24 protein-coding genes, 1 pseudogene and 1 other annotated feature are annotated in these 25457 nt (G+C 40.2%); of the genes and pseudogenes, 11 read left to right on the top strand and 14 right to left on the bottom strand.

Translation table 11 applies throughout. From position 1 onward, the window contains the following. Positions 1–11 precede the first annotated feature (11 nt). From HUK62_RS05880 to HUK62_RS05860, 5 genes are all read right to left on the bottom strand, one after another. Positions 12–2297, bottom strand: a complete 2286-nt coding sequence (locus HUK62_RS05880) for a DUF6160 family protein (RefSeq protein WP_176537353.1) — start codon at positions 2295–2297, stop codon at positions 12–14. Between the two features lie 26 nt (positions 2298–2323). Further along, a complete protein-coding gene (locus HUK62_RS05875; RefSeq protein ID WP_176537352.1) occupies positions 2324–3007 on the bottom strand; it encodes a hypothetical protein in 684 nt (227 codons plus the stop codon). 9 nt (positions 3008–3016) lie between these two features. Then, a complete protein-coding gene (locus tag HUK62_RS05870) occupies positions 3017–4459 on the bottom strand; it encodes a hypothetical protein (protein ID WP_176537351.1) in 1443 nt (480 codons plus the stop codon). 237 nt (positions 4460–4696) lie between these two features. Continuing rightward, positions 4697–5266: a dCTP deaminase gene (gene dcd, locus HUK62_RS05865; RefSeq protein WP_004694514.1), complete on the bottom strand. Its 570-nt coding sequence runs from the start codon at positions 5264–5266 to the stop codon at positions 4697–4699. A gap of 114 nt (positions 5267–5380) precedes the next feature. Then, a complete protein-coding gene (locus tag HUK62_RS05860; protein ID WP_176537350.1) occupies positions 5381–5974 on the bottom strand; it encodes a LysE family translocator in 594 nt (197 codons plus the stop codon). A 331-nt stretch (positions 5975–6305) separates the two neighbouring features. On the opposite strand from HUK62_RS05860, the gene HUK62_RS05855 reads away from it, so the two are divergent. The 4 genes from HUK62_RS05855 to HUK62_RS05840 all read left to right on the top strand — a co-directional run bounded on the left by HUK62_RS05855 (position 6306) and on the right by HUK62_RS05840 (position 10685). Next, a complete protein-coding gene (locus tag HUK62_RS05855; RefSeq protein ID WP_004645384.1) occupies positions 6306–7052 on the top strand; it encodes an IS5-like element ISAba31 family transposase in 747 nt (248 codons plus the stop codon). Positions 7053–7195: 143 nt separating this feature from the next. Beyond that, on the top strand, positions 7196–8206 hold the full coding sequence (locus HUK62_RS05850; RefSeq protein WP_176537349.1) for a TAXI family TRAP transporter solute-binding subunit: 1011 nt from the start codon (positions 7196–7198) through the stop codon (positions 8204–8206). After that, the gene (locus HUK62_RS05845; protein ID WP_176537348.1) at positions 8203–8676 is read left to right on the top strand and encodes a DUF1850 domain-containing protein; all 474 of its coding nucleotides are present in this window, start codon (positions 8203–8205) and stop codon (positions 8674–8676) included. The genes HUK62_RS05850 and HUK62_RS05845 overlap by 4 nt, the downstream gene beginning before the upstream one ends. Further along, positions 8673–10685, top strand: coding sequence for a TRAP transporter permease (locus HUK62_RS05840; RefSeq protein WP_176537347.1), 2013 nt, complete (start codon positions 8673–8675; stop codon positions 10683–10685). Before HUK62_RS05845 ends, HUK62_RS05840 begins: the two co-directional genes overlap by 4 nt. Before the next feature lie 57 nt (positions 10686–10742). On the opposite strand, the gene apbC is transcribed toward HUK62_RS05840, so the two are convergent. After that, entirely contained in the window at positions 10743–12020 is a 1278-nt protein-coding gene (gene apbC, locus HUK62_RS05835) for an iron-sulfur cluster carrier protein ApbC (protein ID WP_176537346.1), read from the bottom strand. Between the two features lie 316 nt (positions 12021–12336). On the opposite strand from apbC, the gene HUK62_RS05830 reads away from it, so the two are divergent. Continuing rightward, the gene (locus tag HUK62_RS05830) at positions 12337–12666 is read left to right on the top strand and encodes a hypothetical protein (protein WP_176537345.1); all 330 of its coding nucleotides are present in this window, start codon (positions 12337–12339) and stop codon (positions 12664–12666) included. 43 nt (positions 12667–12709) lie between these two features. Here the strand turns inward: HUK62_RS05830 and HUK62_RS05825 are convergent, their stop codons facing one another. The 3 genes from HUK62_RS05825 to HUK62_RS05815 all read right to left on the bottom strand — a co-directional run bounded on the left by HUK62_RS05825 (position 12710) and on the right by HUK62_RS05815 (position 14515). Beyond that, a complete protein-coding gene (locus HUK62_RS05825) occupies positions 12710–13174 on the bottom strand; it encodes a hypothetical protein (protein ID WP_176537344.1) in 465 nt (154 codons plus the stop codon). Between the two features lie 149 nt (positions 13175–13323). Then, positions 13324–14124, bottom strand: coding sequence for a hypothetical protein (locus HUK62_RS05820; protein WP_176537343.1), 801 nt, complete (start codon positions 14122–14124; stop codon positions 13324–13326). An 85-nt stretch (positions 14125–14209) separates the two neighbouring features. Then, complete coding sequence (locus HUK62_RS05815) at positions 14210–14515, bottom strand: HNH endonuclease (RefSeq protein ID WP_159153540.1); 306 nt, start codon at positions 14513–14515, stop codon at positions 14210–14212. 220 nt (positions 14516–14735) lie between these two features. Here HUK62_RS05815 and metG point away from each other — a divergent pair, with 220 nt between their 5' ends. From metG to HUK62_RS05790, 5 genes are all read left to right on the top strand, one after another. Then, positions 14736–16808 (top strand): methionine--tRNA ligase, encoded by a 2073-nt coding sequence (gene metG / locus HUK62_RS05810; protein ID WP_176537342.1) that lies wholly within the window; start codon positions 14736–14738, stop codon positions 16806–16808. Positions 16809–16950: 142 nt separating this feature from the next. Then, positions 16951–17088 (top strand): hypothetical protein, encoded by a 138-nt coding sequence (locus HUK62_RS05805; protein WP_176537341.1) that lies wholly within the window; start codon positions 16951–16953, stop codon positions 17086–17088. A gap of 69 nt (positions 17089–17157) precedes the next feature. After that, a protein-coding gene (locus HUK62_RS05800; RefSeq protein ID WP_176537340.1) for an IS3 family transposase occupies positions 17158–18377 on the top strand; the annotation gives its coding sequence in 2 pieces (ribosomal slippage) (positions 17158–17434 and positions 17434–18377; 1221 coding nt in all). Then, positions 17433–17549 (top strand) — a sequence feature (AL1L pseudoknot). It overlaps the preceding gene by 117 nt. A 94-nt stretch (positions 18378–18471) precedes the next feature. Continuing rightward, on the top strand, positions 18472–18720 hold the full coding sequence (locus HUK62_RS05795) for a hypothetical protein (RefSeq protein WP_176537339.1): 249 nt from the start codon (positions 18472–18474) through the stop codon (positions 18718–18720). After that, the gene (locus HUK62_RS05790; protein WP_176537338.1) at positions 18717–19649 is read left to right on the top strand and encodes an IS5 family transposase; all 933 of its coding nucleotides are present in this window, start codon (positions 18717–18719) and stop codon (positions 19647–19649) included. Before HUK62_RS05795 ends, HUK62_RS05790 begins: the two co-directional genes overlap by 4 nt. 29 nt (positions 19650–19678) lie before the next feature. Here HUK62_RS05790 and HUK62_RS05785 read toward each other — a convergent pair. From HUK62_RS05785 to HUK62_RS05765, 5 genes and pseudogenes are all read right to left on the bottom strand, one after another. Next, a pseudogene (locus HUK62_RS05785) lies at positions 19679–19915 on the bottom strand (hypothetical protein); the annotation flags it as partial. A gap of 37 nt (positions 19916–19952) precedes the next feature. Next, on the bottom strand, positions 19953–20357 hold the full coding sequence (locus HUK62_RS05780) for a transposase family protein (protein WP_176537337.1): 405 nt from the start codon (positions 20355–20357) through the stop codon (positions 19953–19955). 107 nt (positions 20358–20464) lie between these two features. Continuing rightward, positions 20465–21555 (bottom strand): IS4 family transposase gene (locus tag HUK62_RS05775; RefSeq protein WP_100607964.1). Its coding sequence is split into 2 segments (ribosomal slippage): positions 20465–21015 and positions 21015–21555, totalling 1092 coding nucleotides; the frame shifts between segments, so codons are not numbered across the junction. A 33-nt stretch (positions 21556–21588) separates the two neighbouring features. Next, positions 21589–22305, bottom strand: coding sequence for an IS1-like element ISPa14 family transposase (locus HUK62_RS05770; protein WP_176537336.1), 717 nt, complete (start codon positions 22303–22305; stop codon positions 21589–21591). Between the two features lie 195 nt (positions 22306–22500). After that, positions 22501–23124 carry a LysE family translocator gene (locus HUK62_RS05765; protein WP_078388386.1) on the bottom strand — a complete coding sequence of 208 codons (624 nt, stop codon included), beginning with the start codon at positions 23122–23124 and terminating at the stop codon, positions 22501–22503. A 445-nt stretch (positions 23125–23569) separates the two neighbouring features. Between HUK62_RS05765 and HUK62_RS05760 the strand changes: the two genes are divergently transcribed. After that, on the top strand, positions 23570–25189 hold the full coding sequence (locus tag HUK62_RS05760) for an oleate hydratase (RefSeq protein WP_176537335.1): 1620 nt from the start codon (positions 23570–23572) through the stop codon (positions 25187–25189). Positions 25190–25457 lie beyond the last annotated feature (268 nt).

Raw genomic sequence — 25457 nt, 5'->3', positions numbered from 1 at the left:
TGTCATTCTTTTTAGCGCGGCATAATTCCTAATGTGCTGCGCATAGCTCCACCCGTAATGGCAATATCTGCAACCTTCTGCATGGTACCTGTTGGAGACAATGCAACCTCTGCTCTAAAAGCAGCTCCTTGTCCACCTGCTAATGCCTTATGGTTAAATTGCACTTGATTGTCGATGACAACTGCATCCTTTTGCATTTGAATTTTTCCATTAAAACCTAAGTGACCTTGCATTTTGTTCAAGTTAAAACTTGAGGTTTTTGTTGTTGTTCCATTGCTATCGGTATTACTGAGACTAATAAAACTGCCTTTTTTACTTTCGTTACTCAGGTCTGTGCTACTCAACGTATTAAACTCAAAATTGGATTTAAATGACAAATAGTTGCTTTGTGGTGTCCCGCCTACAGCCTCAAGCCCAGGAATAATAAAGAGTTCACCTTTACCATCTAACATAAAAGCAATCGATGCGAGAACATCATCTTTTTTGGCAAAATTATTAATCGGCACGACTTCTTTGGCACAACTATTCACCCCTGCTGGGCAGTTATACAGTGCACCCGGAAGCTGCCCGATTGCGATTTCAGCATTGGCAGCAAACAATAAATTATCAGCTTTGATATAGATTTCATTTTCATTAAAACCAATCACACCATTGGCTTTAAAATATGAGTCAATATTGCGTAAGCCTGTATAGTAGTTAACTTCTTCACCATGCTTACTCATCGCACCATCAATGACGATAATAGACGTTGTTTTAGGATTGCCCTGACTATCTTCACCATAGCCATCAGTTGATACCGCGATGTCATAGCCCAACCCATCCTTCACTGTTCCAGCGGTATTGGTATATTTCTTGGCAAAAAATACCGCATTGGCATTTAGGTTATAAATTGGAATACCTAAACCCCATGTTCCTTCATTAGTATTGTTTACTGCAATCGAATTATCTGAAATAAAGCGGGCTTTACGTGCAATGGCTTGAAAATCGAGCCCACGTACAGCAATAAAAGCCATATTTGAAGCATTGCCCGTTGGTGATGGGTTATAAATCAGCTCATAGTTTTGTGCACCCAATATCGTCTTAATTTGGTCATTGACCACAAAACCCATTGAGTTAGTGCGAATGTTATTGATATAAATCTGGCCAAAATCAATATAGGCATTTTGACTGTTTATTGCTGAATTGGGGTCAGTGGAAGTACGTACATTGAGCGGTGATAAATTTGAAAACTCGATGGCGTAACTGCCTGTACCAGTGTGTCCTAATTCAAACGTTGTTGGTGTGCTAGCACCAAGCAAACTATTCCCTGCACGGGTAAAGTCAGCCGATACATTTAAATGTAAGCCGCCAGCATTCTTAAAACCATAACCTGCAGATGCAACCACCTCATTTTCTTGAACATTACCGTTAACACGGTTGACCGTATTAAACTTAGCAACACCAGTCTGGTCAGCATTTAATGCGATCTTGCCATTGGTTAAAGCACCTGATGCCCCTATCCGAATTAAGTTTCGATGAGTCGAGTTTGCTGAGCCATAACGTAAATCAACGTTTAACCCCGGATTTGTGGCATTGCCTACACGGCTGTCATGTACATCTGTCTTATCTTCCACTCGACCTAAAACAACAATATTATCGCCAACACTACCCTTTGAGGTGAGAACTACACCTTCCGTTTCATCAATATAGAGATATCCATCAGCAGATAAATTGAAGTTGAAATCTTTTAAGGTTAAATCTTGATTATTTTGTCCATAACTAATACTAGCATTCTGCAATTTAAAATCTAAATGCACCTTTGAGTCACGGTTAAACAGACCATTCGTCGTTGCTAAGTACACTTCAAAAGGTGAAATAGTTGAAAGTTTAAAACTTCCTAAATTTTGATCTGTTTCGCCCGTTGCACAATTCGGCGAACACATCAGCATAATTTGGGCAGCCGTTGCGGTAAAAGGTGACACGCTGGCAGAGAGCTGAATGCCAACCCCTTGCGTACCATTGGCTAATTGTGTTGTTCCCACATCAAAATCGAGTTTGGTTTTAATGTTGTTATAACCAGTCGCCGTTTTAACTTCAATATTATGCAACCCCAGTTTAATCGGTGTTTTTCCGACTTCCGCAGGATCGACCCAATTCAGCTGTTTAATGTCAACTTTTGAAGCTTCATGGGTAATTGAAATACCATCTTGACCCGTTACATCACTTAAAATCTGATCATTCAAAGCTTGTAATGCATAACTTTGATTGGCTGCAAAAATACACAGTGTCAGAAGGTTTAATTTTATTATTTTATGCATTTCAATATCCTTTTGAAACTATATGTCTAACAGCGGCTACCCGCAGTACCCGAGCAGTTATAGCTAAAGATTTTTAGATTTCCATCTAGATGTAAGTTTCCATGGACATTTAAGCCCATAAAGCCTTGTTCCTGACCTTTATCAAAAGTTGGTACAGTTTTACTCGTACCATAACTGTTATACGTTGAGGTATTGAAATACTCATTTTCACCACTTTCCACTGAAAGGCTAGCAAAGCCCAAGTTACGAATTTTGAGGGGTTTATCATCGAAAAACTTTAACATCATTGCAGTTTGTGGCTTGCCTTCTTTATTCAGAATTGTGGTGCCTTCTAGCGAAAATTTATCAATTTGCATGGTGCCTTGGAACTGCTTAAACACCAGCCATTTTCGTTGCCCATTTTCCTTATGATTATTTGGGGAAATAGCGATACGACACAGTTCTAATAAAGCGCAATCTTGATTTGCGCGCATTTGATAATAGGCTTCAGTGACAATAGCTCGCCCATTTGCATCTACACCATTGATCCTAGAGATCGTATTTAAACTCATATCATTGGCATATTGGTGGTTGATCGATAGGGTTAAGCTCAAATCTGCACCACCCTGTCCAGTCACACCGACCAGTTCCTTATTATCCAAATCTACCAAACCCGCTTGAGACAACATGGATACAGACATCAACATGGTTACACATAATTTTTTCATCATGTCGGTATCCTATAGCCCTGTGGTCTTAATTTTTAAGTGTTGGATCAATACACCATCTATAGCAACCGAACCGAGATTTACAGGAACTGCTGTTCCAGTCCCGCGGAATACCACACCAGTAGATTGTGTCGCCGTATTGGCTTTGAGCGTATTGGTGGTCGGATCTCGTGTCACGCTACCAATCGAAATACTGCTATGTGTTGCGTTATTCCCTTGGTACTGAATCGCGGTACTCCCTGCCCCCGTTTGAGCAAAATTCGAACCACAATAGGCCACATTACAGGTTGATCCTTTATAGTCAGCATTGTTTCCACCCTGTACATCTGGGTAGTAGGTATAAATCTGCTTATAAATCTCAGGCACATTCGGAATACGCGTGACTTCGAGAATAATATTGCGTCCTTCCGAACCTACAACAAAAGGCTGATACATATTACCCAAGACCAAGTTAATATTTGGGCTGTATAAATAAAGTCCCTCGCTCACATCAAAAATTGGAGCCAATGAACGATCTAATGCGGGTGTGACTGCCGTACCGTCGTTGGTCGCAGCTGTGCTCAGTCGAAGGACTTTAGCATTCAATAGCGCTTTATTTGCGTCGTTGTTGGCATAGATTAATGTAGATGGATCATCATTAGTATTGATCCGAAGTAAGGCTGCCATCCCAAAGGTTTTATTTTGCTGGTCTAAGGTAGATGCTTGAGTTTGAAACATACGCACCTGTGAGCCATTTAAACTCAATCCATTGGCAACCGCTTGTAAACGTATTCTTTGATTTAAACTTAAATCAGGATCTGCTGCCGCGTTGGTTGTTGTTGGTGCACCAGTGATAGGGTCCACTTTATTTTGGGAATTCCAACTACGCGAAAAAGCATCCCACCATAGACCTAATTTAATATTATTATCTGTGTCACTCGCTACAACCGTTGCTAAAGACGCTTCCAGCCCTAGAAAACTTACATCTGAACTTGCATTCGACTGATGAAACTGTTTAATCCCCGTGGCTGTGCCAGCGCGAAATAACCAAGGATTAACATCGCTTCCCCATGTGAAGCCCTGATTACTGAAACGGCTATTGGCATTATTATCAGACCGCGAAAGCGCTAAACCATAAATAAAGATGTCCGCTTTGGTTCGTTTCGTGGTCAGATCATCAGCATTGGTATATTTGGAGTAGTTTTCACCCACAGGAATAATACGAATAAAGCCCGTGTCGTATTGTTGTGGATTGGCCACGCCACTGTTATAACTAGAAGCCGTGGAGAGATCATTAGCCCCTTGAAACACCATCTTGAAGTTTTCAGGAAGTAACGCAATGCCTTCACCCGTAGTATCCGCTAGAAATTCATCGGAAAGTGACTCAAGGGCAAATGTAGACTGCGCAAGCATGAGTCCGACAAGACTAGCTAAACAGGATTTTTTCAATCCTGCGGGATATATACGATTCGTCATCTCGACCATCCTTATTATTCGATGCTCCGCATCTTTATGTACTGCATCCTTTGCTTGGCATTCTACTCTGCGCACTATAATTTTTATTTGCGTCAACCAAAGCACTCTAATTCACAATTGATTATGCTGAAACTCAGCACAAATGCAAAACCAACTGTCCGATAATATTTATTTTCCGATGAATGAATTGACATAAAAAAAGCGGATCAATGATCCGCTTTTTTGAATATCAAAAACTTAGGTCTTCGGTAAAGTTACACCTGTTTGACCTTGGTACTTACCACCACGGTCTTTATATGATGTTTCACACACTTCGTCAGATTCGAAGAACAACATTTGTGCAACACCCTCACCTGCATAAATACGTGCAGGTAGATTGGTTGTGTTCGAGAACTCTAAAGTAACATGACCTTCCCACTCAGGCTCAAGTGGTGTGACGTTTACGATAATACCGCAACGTGCATAGGTCGATTTACCCAAACACACAGTCAACACATTACGTGGAATACGGAAATACTCAACGGTACGTGCTAAAGCAAATGAGTTCGGCGGAATAATACAAACATCAGCTTCAATGTCGATAAAACTTTTATCATCAAAGTTTTTTGGATCTACAATTGCCGAGTGAACATTGGTAAAAACTTTAAACTCACGTGCACAACGAACGTCATAACCATAGCTCGACACGCCATAAGAAATGAGTTTTTGACCATTTTCATCTAAACGAACTTGGTTTTCTGCATACGGTTCGATCATGCCGTGTTTTTCGCTCATTTCGCGAATCCAACGATCGGACTTAATAGCCATTTATTCTTTCCAAAAAAGCTTAATTTCAATAATTGCGTTGTACTTTAACTGAAATCGCTTTCAATGAAAATAAGCGCGTTTAAGTTCGCAAAATTTCTGTCTTTAATTACTAAATTAAAAGCTTAAAATCGCAGAATAGCTCAGTGGAATCGAAAAACTCATCAAAACCAGCGATGCTGTTTTTTGCAGGTTGGATTGGTTCAACCAACGAATTTTATTGGTTGCTAGAATTGATCCAATAAAAGTCCAAAAAAAGGCAATTGGAACAATCAAAACCAAAAACAGCGACATATGTGACAGATAATAATCTAGTTTTGTCCACGCAATGGTTGGGAAAATGGCTGAAGCAAACAATAATGCTTTAGGGTTCAATAGTGTTGCCAAAAACAGTTCACGTGCCCGAATAGTCGGTTGATTAAAACTCACTTCAGCATCGGCTGTACGCCATAATTTGATGGCCAAATAAATGATATAGCTTGCACTGAATAGTTTTAAAATAGTCGGCAATAAGGGCAAGTGTACGGACACTTTTCCAATAAGGAAGCCCCATGCCGTGATTGAAATGAGATAGCCAAAAGCTTCTGCTGGAATGAGACGCAAAGATTTACGAATACCGACTTGAATGCCCGAAGAGGCAAGTAAGGTATTGGTTGGTCCTGGAGTTAAAAGAATGGTTATCACTAAACCAATAAAAAACCAAGTGACCATATTCACAGACCCACATATATATAGCTATAAGCGTAATGACTTGCCATGCTGAAAGCAATCAAATTTAGTGAACCGTGATAACAGTTTTTTGTAATTTTCATTCAATACTTAACATAAATAACGTATAAGACCCTTACCCAATCTAGCATTCATAAAAATGACGCCACATGCTTTATTCTTTTTTCAAATCAATGATTTTATAAATCAAATAGACATGCCTAATGAAAAAAAACTATTCAAATGATTTTTAATCAGGGTGTGTTGACACTTTTAGCTTAAAAAATAGCGAAGTAGTAAAATCAAATCGCCAAACCCAATTTTACTATTCGCTATGCCTCGTACCATGCTGACAGATCAACACTGGCAAAAGTTGAAAGTTATTCTGCGTAATTTATCCATTCACCACAACTCAAATTTACGCAATTTTATTGAAGCTATTCTCTATAGAATTAGAACAGGCTGTCCGTGGCGAGATATTCCTTGTTGTTTTGGTCATTCAAACTCTATTTTCAAACGTTTTAATCGTTGGTCAAGCAGCGGTAAGTTACTTAGATTATTCAAATTGCTAGCCTCATGCCCCGATATGGAGTGGATTTTTATTGATGGCTCTCATGTACGTGCTCATCAACATTCTGCCGGCATAGCGAATCAATCTATTTCTAAAAGTGTAGGAGGAAACTCCTCAAAAATACATTTGATTGTTGATGCACATGGCAATCCTATTGATTTCATGATTACCGATGGAACCACACATGATGTTAAAGTTGCACCTGATTTAATATCAACATTAGATTTAAAAGAGACAAAAGTGGTATGTGCAGATAAAGGCTATGATTCAGAACCACTGCGTGAACAGATCAGGAAAACAGGGACTAAAGCGAATATACCAAAGAAAACAAATAGCCAATCGAACAATGACCATATGGACTGGTATTTATATAAAATCAGGCATTTAGTTGAAAATATGTTTTGTAGATTAAAGCAATTTAGAGGAATAGCTACTCGATATGACAAGCTCAAAAGAAATTATCAAAGTTCTGTTGCTTTAGCCTGTATATTTTTATGGCTACCTTTATAGGGTTAATTATGAACAGTAAATGTCAACAGACCCCAGTTACTTTTTAAAACATGCGTATTTTTATTCATCAATCTGATCACGCTAAGTCAAGGATAAAAGAGCCAAGTGAATGGCTTTGAAGATAATAAAACGAGGAAAAGTATATGAAAAAATGGACTCAACTCACGCTACTTTCAATTGCACTTGCGGGTCTAGGAGCATGCTCAAGTGACAATAAAACCACGACTTCAGGCGATGTTCAAACTGAAACTAGTCCACAAGCATCCGACAAACTCCAAAGTAAATTTGTCAACATAGCAACAGGTGGCGCATCTGGCCCGTATAACGTGATTGGCACCAGTTTGGCTGAAATTTATAATAAAACCTACGGGGTAAATTCAAAAACTCAAACCACAGGCGCATCAGTAGAAAATCTTAACTTACTCAAACAGAAAAAAGTTGAAATGGCTTTTGTCATGAGTGATAGCTTAACCGAAGCACTAAATGGCACAGGTAGTTTTGCCAGTGGGAAAATTGATAATGTCCAACAAGTGGCGGCACTCTATCCCAACTATGTGCAAATTGTGGCCTCAAAAAAATCAGGCATTAAAAACCTTGAAGACTTAAAAGGTAAGCGTATTGCTGTCGGTGCCCAAAACTCAGGGGTTGAAGTTAATGCGCGCACCCTCTTAAATGGTTTTGGTATTACTTACAATGACGTGAAGGTCGATTATCTGGGCTATGCAGAAGCCGCCGATGCTTTAAAGGGTGGAAAAATTGATGCTGCATTCTTAACCAGTGGTATCCCCAACTCATCCTTGATGGAACTGCAACAAGGTTTCGATTTACAACTGGTCGGGATCGATCCTGCGAAAGTGAAACAAATCGCCAAAAACCAAACCTATTTTCTATCTCTGAATATTCCGAAAGGCACTTATGGTAATGCAGAAGATATTCCAACTGCGGCCATTATGAATGCTTTAGTGGTACGTTCCGATCTTTCTGAGGATGATGTCTATAAACTGACCAAAACCTTCTTTGATAGTTTAGGACAATTGGCCAACTCACATCAGGCGGCGACAGAAATTAATCTGGAAACGGCTCAAAAAGGCGTAGTTGCACCTCTACACCCTGGGGCTAAACGTTATTACGACGAACTCGCAGCGAAAAAATGAAGCTAAAAAAAAGTGCAGTGTTTACTGCACTTTTTCTACTCGGTTTATGCGGGCTGCTGTTCTTACCTGTTCGCTATAGCGAAGTAACTGTTGCTCAAACGCAGTGCCGAATTTCAACAGCACAGTTTAATTTGCAGTGGAAACATTCAGTCGAAAAAACCCGTTGGATTGAAAACTATCAACGGGAGCAACAACACTTTATATTGCGCTACACCGACCTGATTTCTTTCGGTGCAGGCACACCGAATGACTATCCCATCATCTTTCAAAAAGACGGTATGGTCAGAATGAAAGTTTATCGGCGCATTGATCAAATCAACTGGATCATTTCCAAGAATATGCAAGGCAGTATCATCATTCACCAGAGCGTCTGGCCCATTTTTCAACAATATCCAGATTACACCTTGGTACAAATTACAGCACAACAACAGCCCTTGTGGAAAGCATGGCAGATCGGAGAATGCCGATGACTCAAAATGAAGACAAAGTTGCCCCTGAACAATTAGATGAGCAGCAACAACAAGCCATTTTAGAAAAATTTGATCGTGAGTCAGTGACTCGTTCCCCAAGCAACAAATCTGTGGCATGGTTCATAGCGGCGATTGCTATTTTCTATTCCTTATTTCATTTATTTATTACCTTTAATCCACTACCCGAACTGATTCAACGTTCCGCCCATGTCGCTATTGGTTTGGTTTTGATCTTTCTACTTTATCCTGCGCGTCAGTCCAGTTCACGACAAAGCATCCCTTGGTTGGATTGGTTACTTGCCTTAGCCTCTTTAGCAACCTTTTTATACCTTTGGAAAGAATATCAAGCCATTATGACCACACGTGGGGGTATTCCAAACACTTTAGATATTGTTTTTGCCATTTTAGCCGTGGTTCTGGTGGTTGAAGGTGCTCGGCGGGTCATGGGATGGATGCTGCCTATTTTAGGTTTAGTCTTTCTGTCTTACCCGTTTTTTAGCCACTATGACTGGGTCCCAGATCGTTTATTGACGCGTTCATATAGTATTAGTGATATTTTCGGGCAAATGTATTTAAAAACCGAAGGGCTTTATTCTTCCGCTATTGGCGCTTCAGTCACTTTTATTTTCCTGTTTATTTTGTTTGGTGCTTTTCTGGCGAAATCAGGCATGGGCAAATTGTTTAATGATCTTGCGATGGCACTTGCGGGACATAAACAAGGTGGTCCTGCAAAAGTTGCCGTCATTTCCAGTGGATTTATGGGCAGTATTAATGGCACAGCGGTGGCCAATGTCGTAGGGACCGGTTCATTCACCATTCCCCTGATGAAAAAAATTGGCTACCACAAAAATTTTGCAGGTGCTGTTGAAGCCAGCGCTTCTGTAGGTGGACAAATTTTACCCCCGGTGATGGGAGCCAGTGCCTTCATTATGGCTGAAACCACGGGTGTCAGTTATGGCACCATTGCCCTTGCAGCCACCCTTCCAGCTTTACTCTACTATTTAGGTGTGATGGCGCAGGTTCATTTCCGTGCTGGTAAAGACAATTTAAAAGGTGTCCCGAAAGCGGATTTGCCACGGGTTAAAGATGTCCTCAAGGAACGAGGGCACTTGCTTATTCCGATCGTGGCTTTGGTGTTTTTCCTATTTCAATCCATTCCTGTCAGTTATGCCGCAGTCTACACCATTGTCTTAACTGTGATTGTAGCAAGTTTCCGCAAATCGACCCGTATGGGCTTCAAAGAAATATTAGAAGCGCTCGCCGATGGTGCAAAGCAATCCCTTTCGGTCATGGCAGCCTGTGCTGTGGTGGGGATTATTATTGGTGTAGTGAGCCTGACCAGCTTTGGCTCTGTCATGACCTCCTCAATTATGAGCATCGGTGCAGGCAGCCTATTTCTAACGCTGTTCTTTACCATGATTGCATCAATGATTTTAGGTATGGGACTTCCTTCGATTCCAGCCTATATCATTACCGCGACCATGGCTGCACCCGCTTTGGCAAACTTTGATATTCCCACACTGGTGGCGCATATGTTTGTGTTCTACTTTGGTCTGTTTGCCAATATTACGCCACCTGTCGCCTTAGCCGCGTTTGCAGGTGCGGGAATCGCAGGGGGTGATCCAATGCGCACAGGTTTCCAAGCCTTGAAACTTTCTTTGGCAGGTTTCATTGTCCCGTTCCTGTTCGTCTATAACCCTGCCATGCTGATGATTGATACGGCCAATGTCGCAGTCAATGCACGTGAGTTTGCCTTTCCTGCATGGACAACTATTGTGAGTATTGTCTTTACCTCAGTGGTTGGGATTTTGGCACTGGGTGCAGCAGTTGAAGGTTACTTTAAAGTTGGTTTGAATTGGTTCTGGCGGATTTTCTTAGGTGCAGGTGCTTTATGTATGATTATCCCTGAAACTGTGACTGATATTATCGGGATTGTGATGGTGGTGATTGCGATCAGCATTAATATTATGCAAGCCAAAAAACAAAATCAGCCCTATTCACTCTCCTAAAAAAGCAAAAAAAAAGCCCAACTCAACAGATTGGGCTTTTTTTCATTTATGGCTGATTTAGAAAATACGGGTCTGGTCTTTTTCAGCCTGTGGCAGTGCGGCTGCAATTTTTTCAGCAATCTGCATATAGCTGTCTGCTGCACTGTCTTCGACTAAAACAGAAGGCTTACCCGCATCCGCATTTTCACGGATTTGTACATTTAAAGGCAAACGCCCCAAAAGCGGAATAGCATATTGCTCCGACAATTGATCACCACCACCCTTACCAAAAATTTGCTCTTCAAATCCACATTTTGAGCAAATATGGGTCGACATATTTTCTACAACGCCCATGACTGGAATGTGTACGCGGTTAAATAACTCAATGCCTTTGGTCGCATCCATAAGTGCCACGTTTTGCGGTGTGGTTACAATCACTGCACCTGTCACAGGAATACGTTGCGCAAGGGTCAACTGAATATCGCCTGTACCCGGTGGCATATCAATCATCAAGACATCTAAGTCAGGCCATAAGGTTTGATTGAACAGTTGCATCAACGCACCTGTCGCTTTCGGTCCACGCCAAGCCACAGGAGTATTATGATCACCTGTTAAATGTCCAATCGATAACACTGCCAAACCATAGGCATCTAAGGGTACAAAATTTTCAGCTTCAATCATCGGCGTTTTGCCCGCATTGCCCAACATAGTCGGAATACTTGGACCATAAATGTCCGCATCTAAGACCCCAACTTTTAAGCCGAGCTTTTGCAAAGCAAGTGCAAGGTTTACCGTGGTGGTTGATTTGCCCACGCCCCCCTTGCCCGAGGACACCAAAATCACGTTTTGAATACGCGGATGCTTCGGCACATCACGTTGTTGTGGCGCTGCTTTTTGAATAGGTGGATTGTTTGGATCAGTTTCAACGGGTTGTGCAGCAGCTTGGGCTGCTGAGCCTGAAGCATCAATCACTGGGGGTAAATTGCTTTTCGGTGCAGCCTCTTTTGCTTGGCTTGAACAGCTCTCACCTTCAGCATGCTGATGTCCATAGCCGCCTGACTTTTCTTTATGTCCCGTTTTTTGTTGAATCACATGCATGTTTAATTCTTTGATACCGCATGCTTCAAGCGCAACCGCCAAATCATCATGAATCTGTTGTAAATCATCGGCTTCGGCAGGAAAAGTATTGATGGTAATTTGCAGAATATTGCCCTGCACATTCACTTGAGTAATGCGGTCTTTCAACGCATGGTTTGAATTGGGCAAGATATAGTTTTGCAGTACTGTTTGGATTTCTTCTTCCTTTACCTCCTGCGCAGGAGAAAAAACTGATTTAAGAGAAGAAAGCCACGACATATATGTACTCCAAATTCGAGTATTCAGCTGAATGCTATAGTTTAACCACAAAACGAACTTAGGTTAAGTTCAGTATTTATGGATTATGCCATGAAATTTAATATTCCTAGCTTTTTAGTTGGTTTTATACGCTGAATATCAAAGGGCGAAGCTTAGTCGCTTAAGCTAACTGAAAAAATAAAATCGGTGAATTGGATCAAATTTGAACGTAAAGAATTGTAAGTACAATCCAATCTCCCCATTTAAGGTGATGTTATTGCATAGCAAAATATCTATATTCTATTGTTCTATCTTGACGCGATTTGGGGAGAAAAAAATGAAACTTTGGGCCGTGGTTGTTTTGGCTTGCACCATATCTAGCTTTAGTTTTGCAGATACATCAACCAATTCATTTAAAACCCCTGCGGGTCAAACGGTGACTATCGGTGATCAAGTTAAAGACATGCAGAAAAAAATCGATTTATCGCCAATTTCTATGTCCTCTACCCCAATCAGCAGTGCGCCGAATAGCCCACTTGAGACGGTATATGTATATGAAATTTCAAACTATCGTTATACCATCCGCACCGTAAACAATCAAATTCAGAGCATCATGTGGTTTAACTTGGACGCAGACCCTGCACTCAGTACACAGTCTACGCCATAGTATTAGCGAACATTTAAGGCCGACATTCGCCATTTCAGACGGATTAAGCTTGGTCGTCTTTTTTAAACTTTTGCAGTGTTTCTGTGGCTTTCTTTTTCAACTCGTCAAACTTTTCAGTGGCTTGCACCTTAAATTCTTCCAGTTTAATTTCGGCCTCATGCTTTAACTCTGTGGCTTTAAGTTTTGCCTCATCCAGTTTATGTCCTGCTTCAACTTTAAAATGATCCAATTTTTCCTGCGTAACTTGTTTCGCATGCTCGGCTTTGGCTTGTGCAGACTGCAACTTTTGCTCAAAAGCTGCATCACCTTCGGCTTTACTTTCTGTTGCGTTTTGCTTTAAGTCAGTCAGCTGCTTTTCAGCATCTAGCTTGGCTTCAGCGGCCTGATGTTTGACATCTTCCAGTACTTTCTCACCTTCCAGTTTTGCTGCTTGAGCTTTCAACTTCAAGTCTTCACCCAACTCATTCGCTTTGGTTTTTAAATCATCGAGTTTATTGTCATTCGTCATGTCACAGCCCTCTTTCGTATTTAAAATTTTGCTTAACTCAGAGTTATACCTTGCTTTTTAAGTGCTGACTTCATTTGCATCATTTAGAAACAATAGCTGTACAGGATGGAGCAATTTAAACACCATCCTGTACCACTCAACGGAAGAGACTAACGCTTTAAAGTACTGATAAAACTGATGACCGCAAACAGCCAAATAAACAAAATGAAACTGCGTGCTTGCGTGAAATGGGTCACGTCCGCACCGTGTACCATATTATGACGGCTGGCGGTGACACTCGAACTCGCGTCCATTTTCAATGCTTCAAGGCTCAGAAAATATGGATTGATTTCACTGGCAATTTTAACTTTATGCCATAGGCTTTTGACTTCATGGCCTTTCAAACCCGGCACGATTTTATACACATCGACAAACTTGGTTTGATTTTGCTTTAAATACCCATGTTCAATCAGCGCATCTGTCAAAATCCCTTCTATTTGACCATAAAGAACCGTAATGCACCCTGCATAACACTGCTGTTGATACAGTTTTAAAGTTTCTTCAATCACGCTGCGGCGCTGAGCTTGGAATGCCCCCAAATCCATCGTGTCGTAAGCGTCAAGCAAAGTCGTTTGGAAATAGTCCGTTTGAATTAAATCGGGCAACTGAAACTTAGTCATATCCGCTTCTTTTTCATGGGCTATTTGCCAGAAATACAACAGATTGAGCAAGTCATTGGCGATTGGTTCATCACTTTCATACTCAAGCTGATCGGCCATTATTGCAAAGTACGGATCTTCCAACTCGAGCTGACGGAGCGACTTGACCAATTGTGCATGTGGTCGACTACCCATTGAAGCAAGATATTGTTCAGCTTGTTGTAAAAGTCGATTGCCCAGTAGTTTAGTCGCTTGTGGATTTTGCGGAATTCGGGTCACGGGTTGGTCGAAATCAAAATCATCATCGATCATGGACGGTATACTCTAAATAGGCTGAATGTACTGAATAACACTATTATATAGCAGTGCTTAAAATTGAAGGCAGATTACTTCATCATTAGCTTTTAAGGTTTAGTGCTATTTTAATAACATCAGCAATAGTTTCGGAATTAATACCTCTCTTTCGAGCATGTTCAGAATAAAACCAACTGATTAATTCTTTATTGCCTTTGGAAGCATTACAACCAACACAACATAAGGCAATATTCTCTAATGTTTTAATATTGATATCATTAATGATGTGCTCCCATGATTTCTTTTTAGCTCTTTCAGTGCCAAATTCACAGCCACAATAAACACAACACTGATCACGTTCTAAAACTAGTTCTTCAATATTTTTGGGTATTCCCCATGAGTTAGACAAAATGATGTACACCTTCTTTTTTAAGATATTAAAAGCGATATTTTCGATCTTTGCACTATTGGCTCATGAATATTTGGCAATAGATCCATCTTCGGGCCGATCAATTCCTATGGGCTTTAGTCTCATTTGAAAACTTTTCACCGATTCACTTGTGCAAGTCGCGGCTATCTAAGGTAAAATCGTTGACCTTATATAAAATACGAATGAGAGAGTCATATCCGTGCGTAATATTTTAGTCACTAACGCCCTACCATACGCCAATGGCCCCATCCATATGGGACACTTACTCGGTTATATCCAAGCAGATATTTGGGTTCGTGCCATGCGTGCAATGGGACACGATGTGACTTATGTATGTGCGGACGATGCTCACGGCACAGCGATCATGCTACGTGCCGAAGCGAATGGTATTTCACCAGAAGATCAAATTGCCAATGTGCAAAAAGAACACATCCGTGATTTTGATGGTTTCGGTGTGCATTTCGACCATTATGATTCAACCCATAGTGATGAAAACCGCTCTCGTGCTTCTGAAATTTATGTGAAAAACCGTGAAGCAGGCAATATTGCAATCCGTCCTGTCAACCAGCTTTTTGACCCTGAAAAAGGCATGTTCTTATCGGATCGTTTCATTAAAGGCACGTGCCCGAAATGTAAGTCGGAAGATCAATATGGCGATGCGTGTGAAGTCTGCGGGACAACTTACAACGCAACTGAACTGTTAAATCCAAAATCGACTTTAAGTGGTGCCACGCCTGTAGAGAAATCTTCAGATCATTACTTCTTTAAACTGCCGAATTTCTCAGAATATCTACAAAAATGGACGCGTGACCAAGGTCGCTTACCTGTTTCAATTGCCAACAAACTGGATGAATGGTTTGAAGCGGGTTTATCTGACTGGGATATTTCACGTGATGCACCGTATTTCGGTTTTGAAATTCCAGATGCACCCAACAAGTATTTCTATGTTTGGGTAGACGCACCGATTGGCTATATGTCGAGTTTTGAAAACTACATTAAAGCTAAACGTCCTGATTTAAGTTTTGACGACTTTTGGAAGAAAGACTCTGACAAAGAAGTCTATCACTTCATTGGTAAAGACATCGTTTACTTCCACGCGCTGTTCTGGCCTGCAATGCTAGAAGGTGCAAACTACCGTACGCCATCAGGTTTATTCGTCAATGGTTTCTTGACGGTGAATGGTCAGAAGATGTCGAAGTCTCGCGGTACATTCATCAAAGCTGAAACCTATTTAGAGCACTTAAACCCTGAGTACTTACGTTACTACTTCGCATCTAAACTGTCTGATAAAGTTGAAGATTCTGATTTGAACTTGGATGATTTCGTTCAGAAGGTAAACTCTGACTTAGTCGGTAAAGTGGTCAACATTGCCAGCCGTTGTGCAAAATTCATCAACACCAAGTTTGATAATAAATTATCAGCAACTTGTGCAGAGCCTGAATTGGTACAAAGCTTTATTGATGCAGGCGACTCAATTGCGAAAGCCTATGAAGCACGTGAGTTCTCTGCTGCGATTCGTGAAATCATGGCGCTTGCAGATAAAGCCAACCAATATATCGATGAGAAAAAACCTTGGGCTTTAGCGAAAGTTGAAGGCGAAGAACAGCAAGTACACGATGTTTGTTCGGTCGGGATTAACCTGTTCCGTCAATTGGCTGTGTACCTTGCGCCTGTACTTCCGACTTTAGCGGCTCAAGTGCAAGCGTTCTTAAAACTAGACCACTTTGACTTTGCTTCTGCTCAAACGGCATTGGTGGATCATGAAATTGCATTGTTCCAACCTTTAATGCAACGTGTAGACCCGAAAGCGGTTGCAGCAATGGTCGATGCGTCTAAAGACTCTTTAGCGGCTGCGGCTGAACCTGTAAAAGTTGAGAAAAAGAAAGAGAAAAAAACTGCACCTGCGAAAGTTGAACCTAAAGTCGGCGAAGCTGCTCTTAACACAAGCACCATTGGCATTGACGACTTTATGAAAGTTGACCTACGTGTGGCTGAAGTTTTAGAAGCTTCAACGGTCGAAGGTTCTGATAAATTACTTCAACTCACTTTAAATGTAGGTGAAGCTGAACCACGTAATGTGTTTAGTGGCATTCGTGAGTTCTATCAGCCAGAAGACTTAAAAGGCAAATTGGTGGTGATGGTGGCTAACCTTGCGCCACGTAAGATGCGTTTTGGTATTTCTAACGGTATGGTACTTGCAGCGGGTAATGGTGAAGGTGTTTGGGTGATTTCACCTGAATCTGGCGCTAAACCAGGTGATAAAGTGTCTTAAGATTTAGATCTGAGATGAGAAAAAGCCTCTACGTTGTAGGGGCTTTTTTTACAATTATTTTTTTGTCGCCAAAATTCTTAGAGATTGTATGCTGATTTTTTTATGATGCCTGTACTCAAACAAAACATCATGGAGATTGAAAATGAGTAAGCAAACAACCCCACAAAATAATTCAGCTAATCAAACTAATCCAAACAAAGGAACAAATGGAACTAATATTGCCTATGATAAGACACAGGGTAATCGTGGTACACAGTTAAATCCAAATCGTAAAAAGTAATTTCTATATTTTTAAGAAGTGAACCGTACCGGGTTTGTCGGAGAGTCAATATTCTGAGAGACTACCCCGATGACAAAATTAAAATATACCCCTGAAATCAGAGAAAGAGCGGTTCAATTATTGATTGAATCTGAAAAAGATTATCCTTCTACTTGGGCTGCAATCACAGCAATTGCGCCTAAGATTGGTTGTACTCCTGAAACACTTCGTGCCTGGCATCAAAAGCATTTAGATCAGCAAAATCCTATTAAAGTACAACAGATATCTGATCAAGAAAAAATGAGGCAAATGGAACGTGAAATTAAAGAATTAAAGCGTGCCAATGAAATTCTACGTAAAGCAGCCGCTTTTTTCGCCCAGGCGGAGCTCGACCGCCCACACAAATAATGGTGGATTTTATCCATAACAATAAAGATCGATATGGTGTTGAAGCGATTTGTAGAATTTTACCGATTGCAGCTTCAACCTATTACCGGACTTTAGATCTCGCTGACAATCCAGAACATCGAGCGAAACGAGATCTACATGATGAGCATCATGCTGAACAAATTAAACGAATTTGGAAGGAAAGTTCAGGTCGGTATGGTGTACGTAAAGTCTGGCAACAACTGAAACGTGAAGGCTATATTATTGCGCGCTGTACTGTTGCTCGATTAATGCAAAAGCTAGGTATACAAGGTGTTTGGCGTGGTAAGAACAAAAAAACCACCCGTAGCCGAGATGACCAAAAACGGGCAGATGATTTAGTGAAACGTAATTTTAATGCTGATCATCCAAACCAACTATGGGTGGGTGACTTTACGTATATTCAAACTCATTCAGGCTGGGTCTATACCGCCTTTATTATTGATGTGTTCTCACGAGCAATTGTTGGATGGAAAGTATCTACACGGATGAATACAGATATGGTACTCGATGCACTTGAGCAAGCATTGCACGATCGAGGCATGCCAAAGAATGTGATTCATCATTCCGATAGAGGTGTTCAATATCTTTCCATTCGCTATACCAATCGTTTAGAAGCAGCAAATTTACGAGCTTCAGTCGGTACAACGGGTGACTCATACGATAATGCACTGGCTGAAACGGTGAATGGCTTATACAAAACAGAGGTGATTGAATATTTAAAAGCAGATTGGCAAGGTTTAGCGGATGTACAACTTGCGACACTAAACTGGGTGGATTGGTTCAATAAAGAACGTGTACATAGTGCGCTAGATTATGTATCACCTTTTGATTTTGAAGCAATGTACTATGATAAAATTAACCAGTTAGGTCAGGTGGCCTAACTTAAATAAAAAGTCTCCGACAAACCCGGTACGGTTCAATCGGTTCAAAGTGTTCTAGTGAATGCTTCTTTTATTTATTATTCAGGGGGCTTTTATGTACGCTTTAGCACAATTTCCATCGCAAGGTGATTTAATTAAATTTACTTATGATGCTTTAGGAGTTATTCCATCTAAGTCTGAACAAATTTTAGATTTAAAAGTTGAAAATAAGAGTTTCCAAAAAAGTTTACAACGCTTTGCAAAAGAAGAAGGTTCTAGTTTTTTAGAAAACTTTGATCTGCACATGGCTTTGTTGCACAAAGCTGTTCTTAAGGGCTTCTTCGGCAATATAATTTCCAAATGAAGAAGCCTACACACAAAATCTACCGCACAACCAATTGGCCTGCATATAACCGAGCTCTCATTAATCGTGGGAATATTGCCATTTGGTTCGATCCAAAAACACAATGGTATGCAGAACCACAAGGCAAACAAGGTCGAAGTAAAACCTACTCCGACATAGCGATTCAATGCTGTTTAATGATCAAATCTTTATTCAGACTCTCTTTACGTATGGTCACTGGCTTTGTGCAAAGTCTGATTAAACTTTGCGGATTAAATTGGACCGCACCAGATTACAGTACGCTTTGTAGAAGACAAAAGCATATTGATATTGCAATCAGCTACCAAAAAAGTAGCGATAGACTGCATCTACTCGTAGACTCTACAGGCATGAAGTTTCTAGGTGAGGGCGAATGGAAACGCAAGAAACATGGAGCTGAATATCGTCGCCAATGGCGTAAACTACATATTGGTATAGATGCCAAAACCCTACAAATACGAGCAGTTCAGCTCACAACCAATAATGTCAGTGATTCACAGGTGCTTGGTGATTTACTTAATCAGATTCCACAAGATGAGCAGATTGACTCTGTTTATACCGATGGAGCTTATGACACCAAGCAATGCCGTGAGGTCATTGCAGATCGGCAAGCGCATGCGGTGATTCCACCTAGAAAAAATGCGAAACCATGGAAAGATACAAAGATCAGTTCGCTAGAGCGAAATGAATTACTTCGAACAGTTAAACGTTTAGGCAGGACACTATGGAAAAAATGGTCAGGCTATCATCGGCGAAGTTTGGTTGAGACTAAGATGTATTGCATTAAATTGTTGGGGGATAAACTCAGTGCTAGGAATTTTGACAGCCAAGTGAATGAGATCCATGCACGCGTAGCTGTATTAAATAAATTTACAGAATTAGGCCGACCTCACACCCAAGTTGTCACTTAAAATTGAGTTACTTAGGATAACTCTGTCTTTTAAGCCTTTATGCAACAAAGCCTTTTTAATTCAGAATCTAGTTTTTCAGTTTTCTTTGCTTTAGATGGCATGAGGCATCCAAAACCCAATTTCTTTATCCCTAAATACCCCTTATCAACAATAAAAAAGGGCTTAAATTTTAATTTCCTCATGCTTTTTTTAAATATTTTAAAATCATGCATGCTTCCATGACTTCCACATACACTCAGTATTTCACCTGTTGTATAGTGCATAGATAGCTGAAATTTAAAGGTATGTCGCTTTTTTTTACCGCTATACCATTTCTTCTGTTTTTTTTGGACGTTGAACTAATATTTCAGTTGCATCAATCACAACAACTTCCCAATCCACTTCATCTCGATTAGGAAGTTGTTTTGGCAAGTTAAATTTTCCAGAACCGATTAAGGTATCTTCAATAACACGTGTGATACGAATTGCACTCGTTTCAGATACACCGTAACTCATACCAAGATGGAAAAATGTTCGATATTCTCTCCAATATTCTATACATAAGAGCAAACGATCTTCCAACGGTAATTTATGCGGTCGTCCTTTACCAATATGACGAGGTAAATGCTTATTTAGCTCGGCCAACATGAGGTTAAATGTAGCCCAACTAACACCGCTAAGCCTACGAAACTTAACGTCTGATAATTTTTGAATATCTTTGAATTTCATCCAAGGATTATCTCTTGAATTAAATAATTTGGTGGTGTTTCAAAAAGTATGCTGACATTAAATGAAGCCATTATTGATGTAAAAAAAGGCTCTGTACACGACAAATTTCACAGAACTCTTATCCTATCAGGCATCTGCCTTCTTAAAATTGCCAGAATTTCCTTAAACTCTTCTTTTTTCCCAAAACCAATTAAACGCTGAATCGCCATTTGAACATAGTCTAAACCATAGCGAAATAAACTCATTGAGAGTCGTCCATGCTTCTTTATTTTTATCGCTTTTTTTTGATCATGTTGCCATTCACCCGTTAAGTAGCACCAACAGAAGCTTATAGCTAAGACCGCAATCAATTTTTTCACTCGTCTAGGGTCTGTCAAGCGCGTATTTTCAAGATTGAATCCTCGTCCTTTGAGACAACTGAATAAGGTTTCAATTTCCCAGCGTAATGCATAATCCTGAATAGCATTGGCATTAAACTGAGGAGAAACGACGAGTAAAAGCTCTCCATTTTCTAACTGTAGTGCACTCATATATAGTTTCACCCGACCAACCAAAATCCGTCGTTTACGACATTCAATTTGACCAAGTTGAAGATGGCGAAATAAATCGCTAATTTTATGATTCTTCCCTAAATGATTGGTGACAATGAAGTTTTTTTAACACGAATGCAGAAGTTGATGTCTTGTTCAATTAACCATGTAAACCACTGCTCACCGATAAACTCTCTGTCTGCGAACACATTCACAATACGGTCTTTACCAAAAATGGATATAAAGCGTTGAATCAAAGCAATCCGCTCTTTCGTATCTGAATTTCCACGTTTATTAAGCAATGTCCAAACGATAGGTATCGCTATTCCACGATAAACGATCGCAAGCATCAGGATATTAATATTTCGTTTTCCCCATTTCCAATTGGTTCTATCTAAAGTCAGTTGCACTTTGTCGAATGAAAACATATTGAAAATCAACTGAGAAATTTGACGATAATCAAAATACTGACCTGCAAAGAAGCGCTGCATACGTCGATAAAATGATTGTGGTAAGCACTTGATGGGCAAGGCTTTAGATGCAGAAGAAAGATTACATGTTTGCTTTAAAATGATCACAAGCATGATGAGCGCAAAGCACTTTAAATGTGACTTGTTCCATTTTAGAGATTTGTTTAAGATAAGATATAACTCATTGAGATGTGTCATAGTATTCGTCGTTAGAAAACAATTATTGTGACATTATTTCAATGAGTTATCTATTTTTGTCGTGTACAGAGAAAAAAAGGTTAAGTCGAAAGCTTTAAAATGGTTTTCAATCTTTTTTGAAAAATTACAACTCCTTCTAAAACCGCGCCTAATTCGATGCCTTATTTTGCAATTATTACCTTCAATACCTACAGTAAAAAATTTACCAATACTTTGCTTGCAGTTTTTAAAAGCAGTTATGAAACTGTCCCAATGATCACTTGCAATTCGGGTGTAGTGAATACCTAATTGTTTAAGCTTTGTCTTCAATCGTTGAACTGTAGCTAAGTCTCTTTTACCCCAAACATAAGCAACAATCTCACCTGTTTCTCGATGGTAGGCGTAAATAAGCCATTGTTTATTATTTTTATTTCCAACAAAAGTCCAAAACTCATCAACTTCAAGAGACTCATAATGACTTTGTTTAGGCTGAATTTGGTAGGTCGATTCGGTTAAAGTACGTAAAACTTTACCGATACTGATTCGCTCAACTTCAGCGATATCTCGTATACCACTACCTCTGACCATCAACTGTAATATTTTTCGAGTAATGCCTGAATTACATCCTAGATAGCTCAGAGCATGGTCACCAATAAACTGACGTTTACAGTCTTTGCACTGATAGTTTTGTTTCCCATCTACTTTGATGCCATTTTTCTTTATACTGTCACTGAGGCAGGTTGGACATTTGATTTCTAGAGTTATTCGCATTTCTCTATTTTATCAAAATTCAACCTGCTTTGTTTCAGCATACTTTTTGAAACACCACCAATAATTTTGCTGATTAATTTAAGATCAAATAAATTGTACGTTTTTTGATTTATGACGGAAGTCTAATCAAAGGGATTATAACCATTTAGCTTTTAGTTACCTATACAAAATCCAGTTTTGTTGTTGTAAACCTTATCACTTCATTCCAAAAATAAGTTTTAAACCCAACACCGTCATCACTGCCCCTGCTGCGCGGTCAAATACGGCTTTAAACTTCAAATACACACGGCGCGGCTTTTCAGCGGACAACGCCACTGCAACCAACGAACACCAACCCGCATCAATAAAGAAACATAGGATAGGCAGTACATAATAGTAATAAGTTGGGATTTCTTTGGGTAAAAGTGCAGTAAAAATACTGGCTAGAACAATCGCAATTTTAGGGTTGGAGAGCTGGGTAATTAAGCCAGTCATAAAGGCACGGCGTAAAGTCATTGCTTTCGAGCTGGAATGATCTGCCTCAATTGGCTCTTTGGCGTGTTTAATAATTTTAAATGCGAGCCAAAGCAAATAGATCCCACCACAAATTTTTAAGGCCAAATACGCTGACGGCACTGCCAACAAAAAGGCTTGTAAGCCAAGTACAGCCAACAGACCAAAAACAGCTGCGCCTGTTCCTGTCCCCAGTGCGGTAAAGAGGCCATGCTTTCGAGAAATCGCAATCGAATTTTTTGCTACATAAATCGACGTCGGTCCAGGGCTCATTGCGCCTAACATTAATGCAAAGGCAATGGAGCCCAAAATCCAAAATGATTCCAAGAGTGACCTCTAAATTGAGAGAATTTATCAGCTGCGATTTTACGCTAAACAAAGTTTTTACGATATTCACTTTATCAGTTATTTTTCACATTTATATCGTAATCAAGCCACAGCTTGTACACCCATTATATTTTTTAATGATAAATAAAAAGCCTATTTTTAAGTAAATTCGGCATAGGCCATAGTGAAAACAACAATAGAGCAATTACTCAACAATAAACTTCAACATCAGTTATTTAGATCATATTCAATTTTAATAAAAAGACAAATGTGTATTAAAAATAGCCATCATGTTCTTATTTTTGATTACAAAATATAATGAGGGAATTGCTTCCCTTTTCATACATTTTTCATATATAAAAAGACTTACTATTTATAAGGTTTTATTTCTAAAAACCATATTTTTTAACTTCATAATTTTTAACATCATAATTACAGGTGAACCATGCAAAATAAGAAGCGCACCCCATTAGACGCGCAACAATCCCATCTTTGGATCATTGGTGGTGGTATCGCAGGTATGGCTGCTGCTGCATTTGCGATCCGTGATGCCAAAGTCCCTGCCAAAAATATCCATATTTTAGAAGAACTCGATATTTCAGGTGGCTCAATGGATGGTGGACATACTCCACATGCCGCGCAAGCTTGGGTAACACGTGGTGGGCGAATGCTGACCGATGAAACTTATTTGTGCCTATGGGATTTATTTTCCAGTATTCCATCTTTGGAAAATCCAAACGTTTCGGTACGTGAAGAATGTCGTGAGTTTAATGAACAAGTGAAAACCCACGCCAATGCACGTTTGATTGATGCCGAACATGTCATTGCGGATGCGGCAAAGCTTGGTCTGAATACACTACATCGTGCGCAGATGCTGCGCCTATTGGCTTCAAAAGAAGAAAAAATTGGCAGTCGCCGCATTGATGAGTTTTTTGATGAAGCCTTTTTTGAAACCAATTTCTGGCGCATGTGGCGCACGACTTTCGCTTTTCAAAAATGGCACAGTGCAGCAGAGTTAAGACGCTATTTCTTGCGTTTTATTCAAGAATTGCCACGCATTCATACCTTAGCTGGTGTGAAACGTACCAAGTACAATCAATATGACTCGATGATTCTGCCCCTACAGCGTTGGCTAGTCGCACAAGGTGTAGATGTACGTTTTGGACACTATGTCACAGATGCGGACTTCATTACCAATGCTGAAACCCAAGAACGCCATGCATCGCGCCTATATGTACAATTGCCTGAAGGCTCAGAGCAAATTAATCTGAAAGCCAATGATTTAGCTATTTTCACTTTAGGTTCCATTACTGCGGACTCACGTTATGGCGGTAATCATGACGTGCCTGCCCTCGTTCGTAATCGAGAAGACCATGGCTGGGCACTTTGGGAAACTTTGGCACAAAAAGCCCCAGACTTTGGCCGTCCAATGACTTTTTATGGTAATGTCGATGAACATAAGTGGGAGTCTTTCACACTGACTATGAAAGATGATGTGCTATTGAAACGTATTGTTGACTATACAAGTAATGAACCAGGCACTGGCGCACTGATGACTTGGTATGAGTCGGGTTGGCATTTATCCATTGTGATCCCTGCGCAGCCACACTTTGCCGACTTACCTGAAGGCCTGTATACCTTATGGGGCTATGGTTTCCAAATTGACCATATGGGCGATTACATCAAGAAACCAATGTCCGAAGCCACAGGGCAAGAAATCCTAACAGAACTGATTAAACAGCTCGGTTTTGACGACATTTTAGATCATGTTTTGGCAACGACTGATGTTACCACAGCCATGATGCCATATGCCTCTGCCCTGTTTGCCTGCCGTAAACCGGGGGATCGTCCACAGGTAATTCCACAAGGCTCACAAAACTTTGCCTTCCTTGGACAGTTTGTGGAAATTGAAGATGACGTGGTCTTTACTGTGGAATATTCAGTTCGTGGAGCGATGCTTGCCATTTATGAATTCTTTGGGGTCGAACGTGAAATCCCTGAAATTTACAATGGTCTGCTTGATCCAAAGGTCGGTTTGAAAGCTTTGGAAACCGTGTTCCACTAAGCTTTTAATAATAGTGATAAGAGCACCTTTATGTCGCTACTATTACATAGTTTAATTTAAGCAACGTTTGGATACGCGAGTGTGGCAGGGATGCCACACGTTATCCATCATAATAGGGATGTTATGTATGGATAACAAAGGCTTTTGCTTACTTTTGGCCTATCAAAAGTAAGGGTATTACCTACATAAACACCTTTTATACTTTATTGAAAGTTGAGGCCGTGTACACACCTAATTTTAAATTGGATAAAAAGAAAAATTAGATAAA

It is taken from the genome of Acinetobacter sp. NEB 394, assembly GCF_013374795.1.
GTDB lineage: Bacteria > Pseudomonadota > Gammaproteobacteria > Pseudomonadales > Moraxellaceae > Acinetobacter > Acinetobacter johnsonii.
Note: the sequence above shows the minus strand (reverse complement) of the source record. Positions and strands in the feature narration are given on the sequence as shown.

Bases quoted from the DNA above. Each gene is read 5' to 3' on its own strand.
- HUK62_RS05825 (WP_176537344.1), bottom strand. From the start codon at position 13,174: ATGACGAATGACAATAAACTCGATGATTTAAAAACCAAAGCGAATGAG.
- HUK62_RS05845 (WP_176537348.1), top strand. From the start codon at position 8,203: ATGAAGCTAAAAAAAAGTGCAGTGTTTACTGCACTTTTTCTACTCGGT.
- HUK62_RS05830 (WP_176537345.1), top strand. From the start codon at position 12,337: ATGAAACTTTGGGCCGTGGTTGTTTTGGCTTGCACCATATCTAGCTTT.
- HUK62_RS05850 (WP_176537349.1), top strand. From the start codon at position 7,196: ATGAAAAAATGGACTCAACTCACGCTACTTTCAATTGCACTTGCGGGT.
- HUK62_RS05770 (WP_176537336.1), bottom strand. From the start codon at position 22,305: ATGCGAATAACTCTAGAAATCAAATGTCCAACCTGCCTCAGTGACAGT.
- HUK62_RS05880 (WP_176537353.1), bottom strand. From the start codon at position 2,297: ATGCATAAAATAATAAAATTAAACCTTCTGACACTGTGTATTTTTGCA.
- HUK62_RS05795 (WP_176537339.1), top strand. From the start codon at position 18,472: ATGTACGCTTTAGCACAATTTCCATCGCAAGGTGATTTAATTAAATTT.
- dcd (WP_004694514.1), bottom strand. From the start codon at position 5,266: ATGGCTATTAAGTCCGATCGTTGGATTCGCGAAATGAGCGAAAAACAC.
- HUK62_RS05780 (WP_176537337.1), bottom strand. From the start codon at position 20,357: ATGAAATTCAAAGATATTCAAAAATTATCAGACGTTAAGTTTCGTAGG.
- HUK62_RS05840 (WP_176537347.1), top strand. From the start codon at position 8,673: ATGACTCAAAATGAAGACAAAGTTGCCCCTGAACAATTAGATGAGCAG.
- HUK62_RS05855 (WP_004645384.1), top strand. From the start codon at position 6,306: ATGCCTCGTACCATGCTGACAGATCAACACTGGCAAAAGTTGAAAGTT.
- HUK62_RS05875 (WP_176537352.1), bottom strand. From the start codon at position 3,007: ATGATGAAAAAATTATGTGTAACCATGTTGATGTCTGTATCCATGTTG.
- HUK62_RS05760 (WP_176537335.1), top strand. From the start codon at position 23,570: ATGCAAAATAAGAAGCGCACCCCATTAGACGCGCAACAATCCCATCTT.
- HUK62_RS05870 (WP_176537351.1), bottom strand. From the start codon at position 4,459: ATGACGAATCGTATATATCCCGCAGGATTGAAAAAATCCTGTTTAGCT.
- HUK62_RS05820 (WP_176537343.1), bottom strand. From the start codon at position 14,124: ATGATCGATGATGATTTTGATTTCGACCAACCCGTGACCCGAATTCCG.
- HUK62_RS05790 (WP_176537338.1), top strand. From the start codon at position 18,717: ATGAAGAAGCCTACACACAAAATCTACCGCACAACCAATTGGCCTGCA.
- apbC (WP_176537346.1), bottom strand. From the start codon at position 12,020: ATGTCGTGGCTTTCTTCTCTTAAATCAGTTTTTTCTCCTGCGCAGGAG.
- HUK62_RS05805 (WP_176537341.1), top strand. From the start codon at position 16,951: ATGAGTAAGCAAACAACCCCACAAAATAATTCAGCTAATCAAACTAAT.
- HUK62_RS05860 (WP_176537350.1), bottom strand. From the start codon at position 5,974: ATGGTCACTTGGTTTTTTATTGGTTTAGTGATAACCATTCTTTTAACT.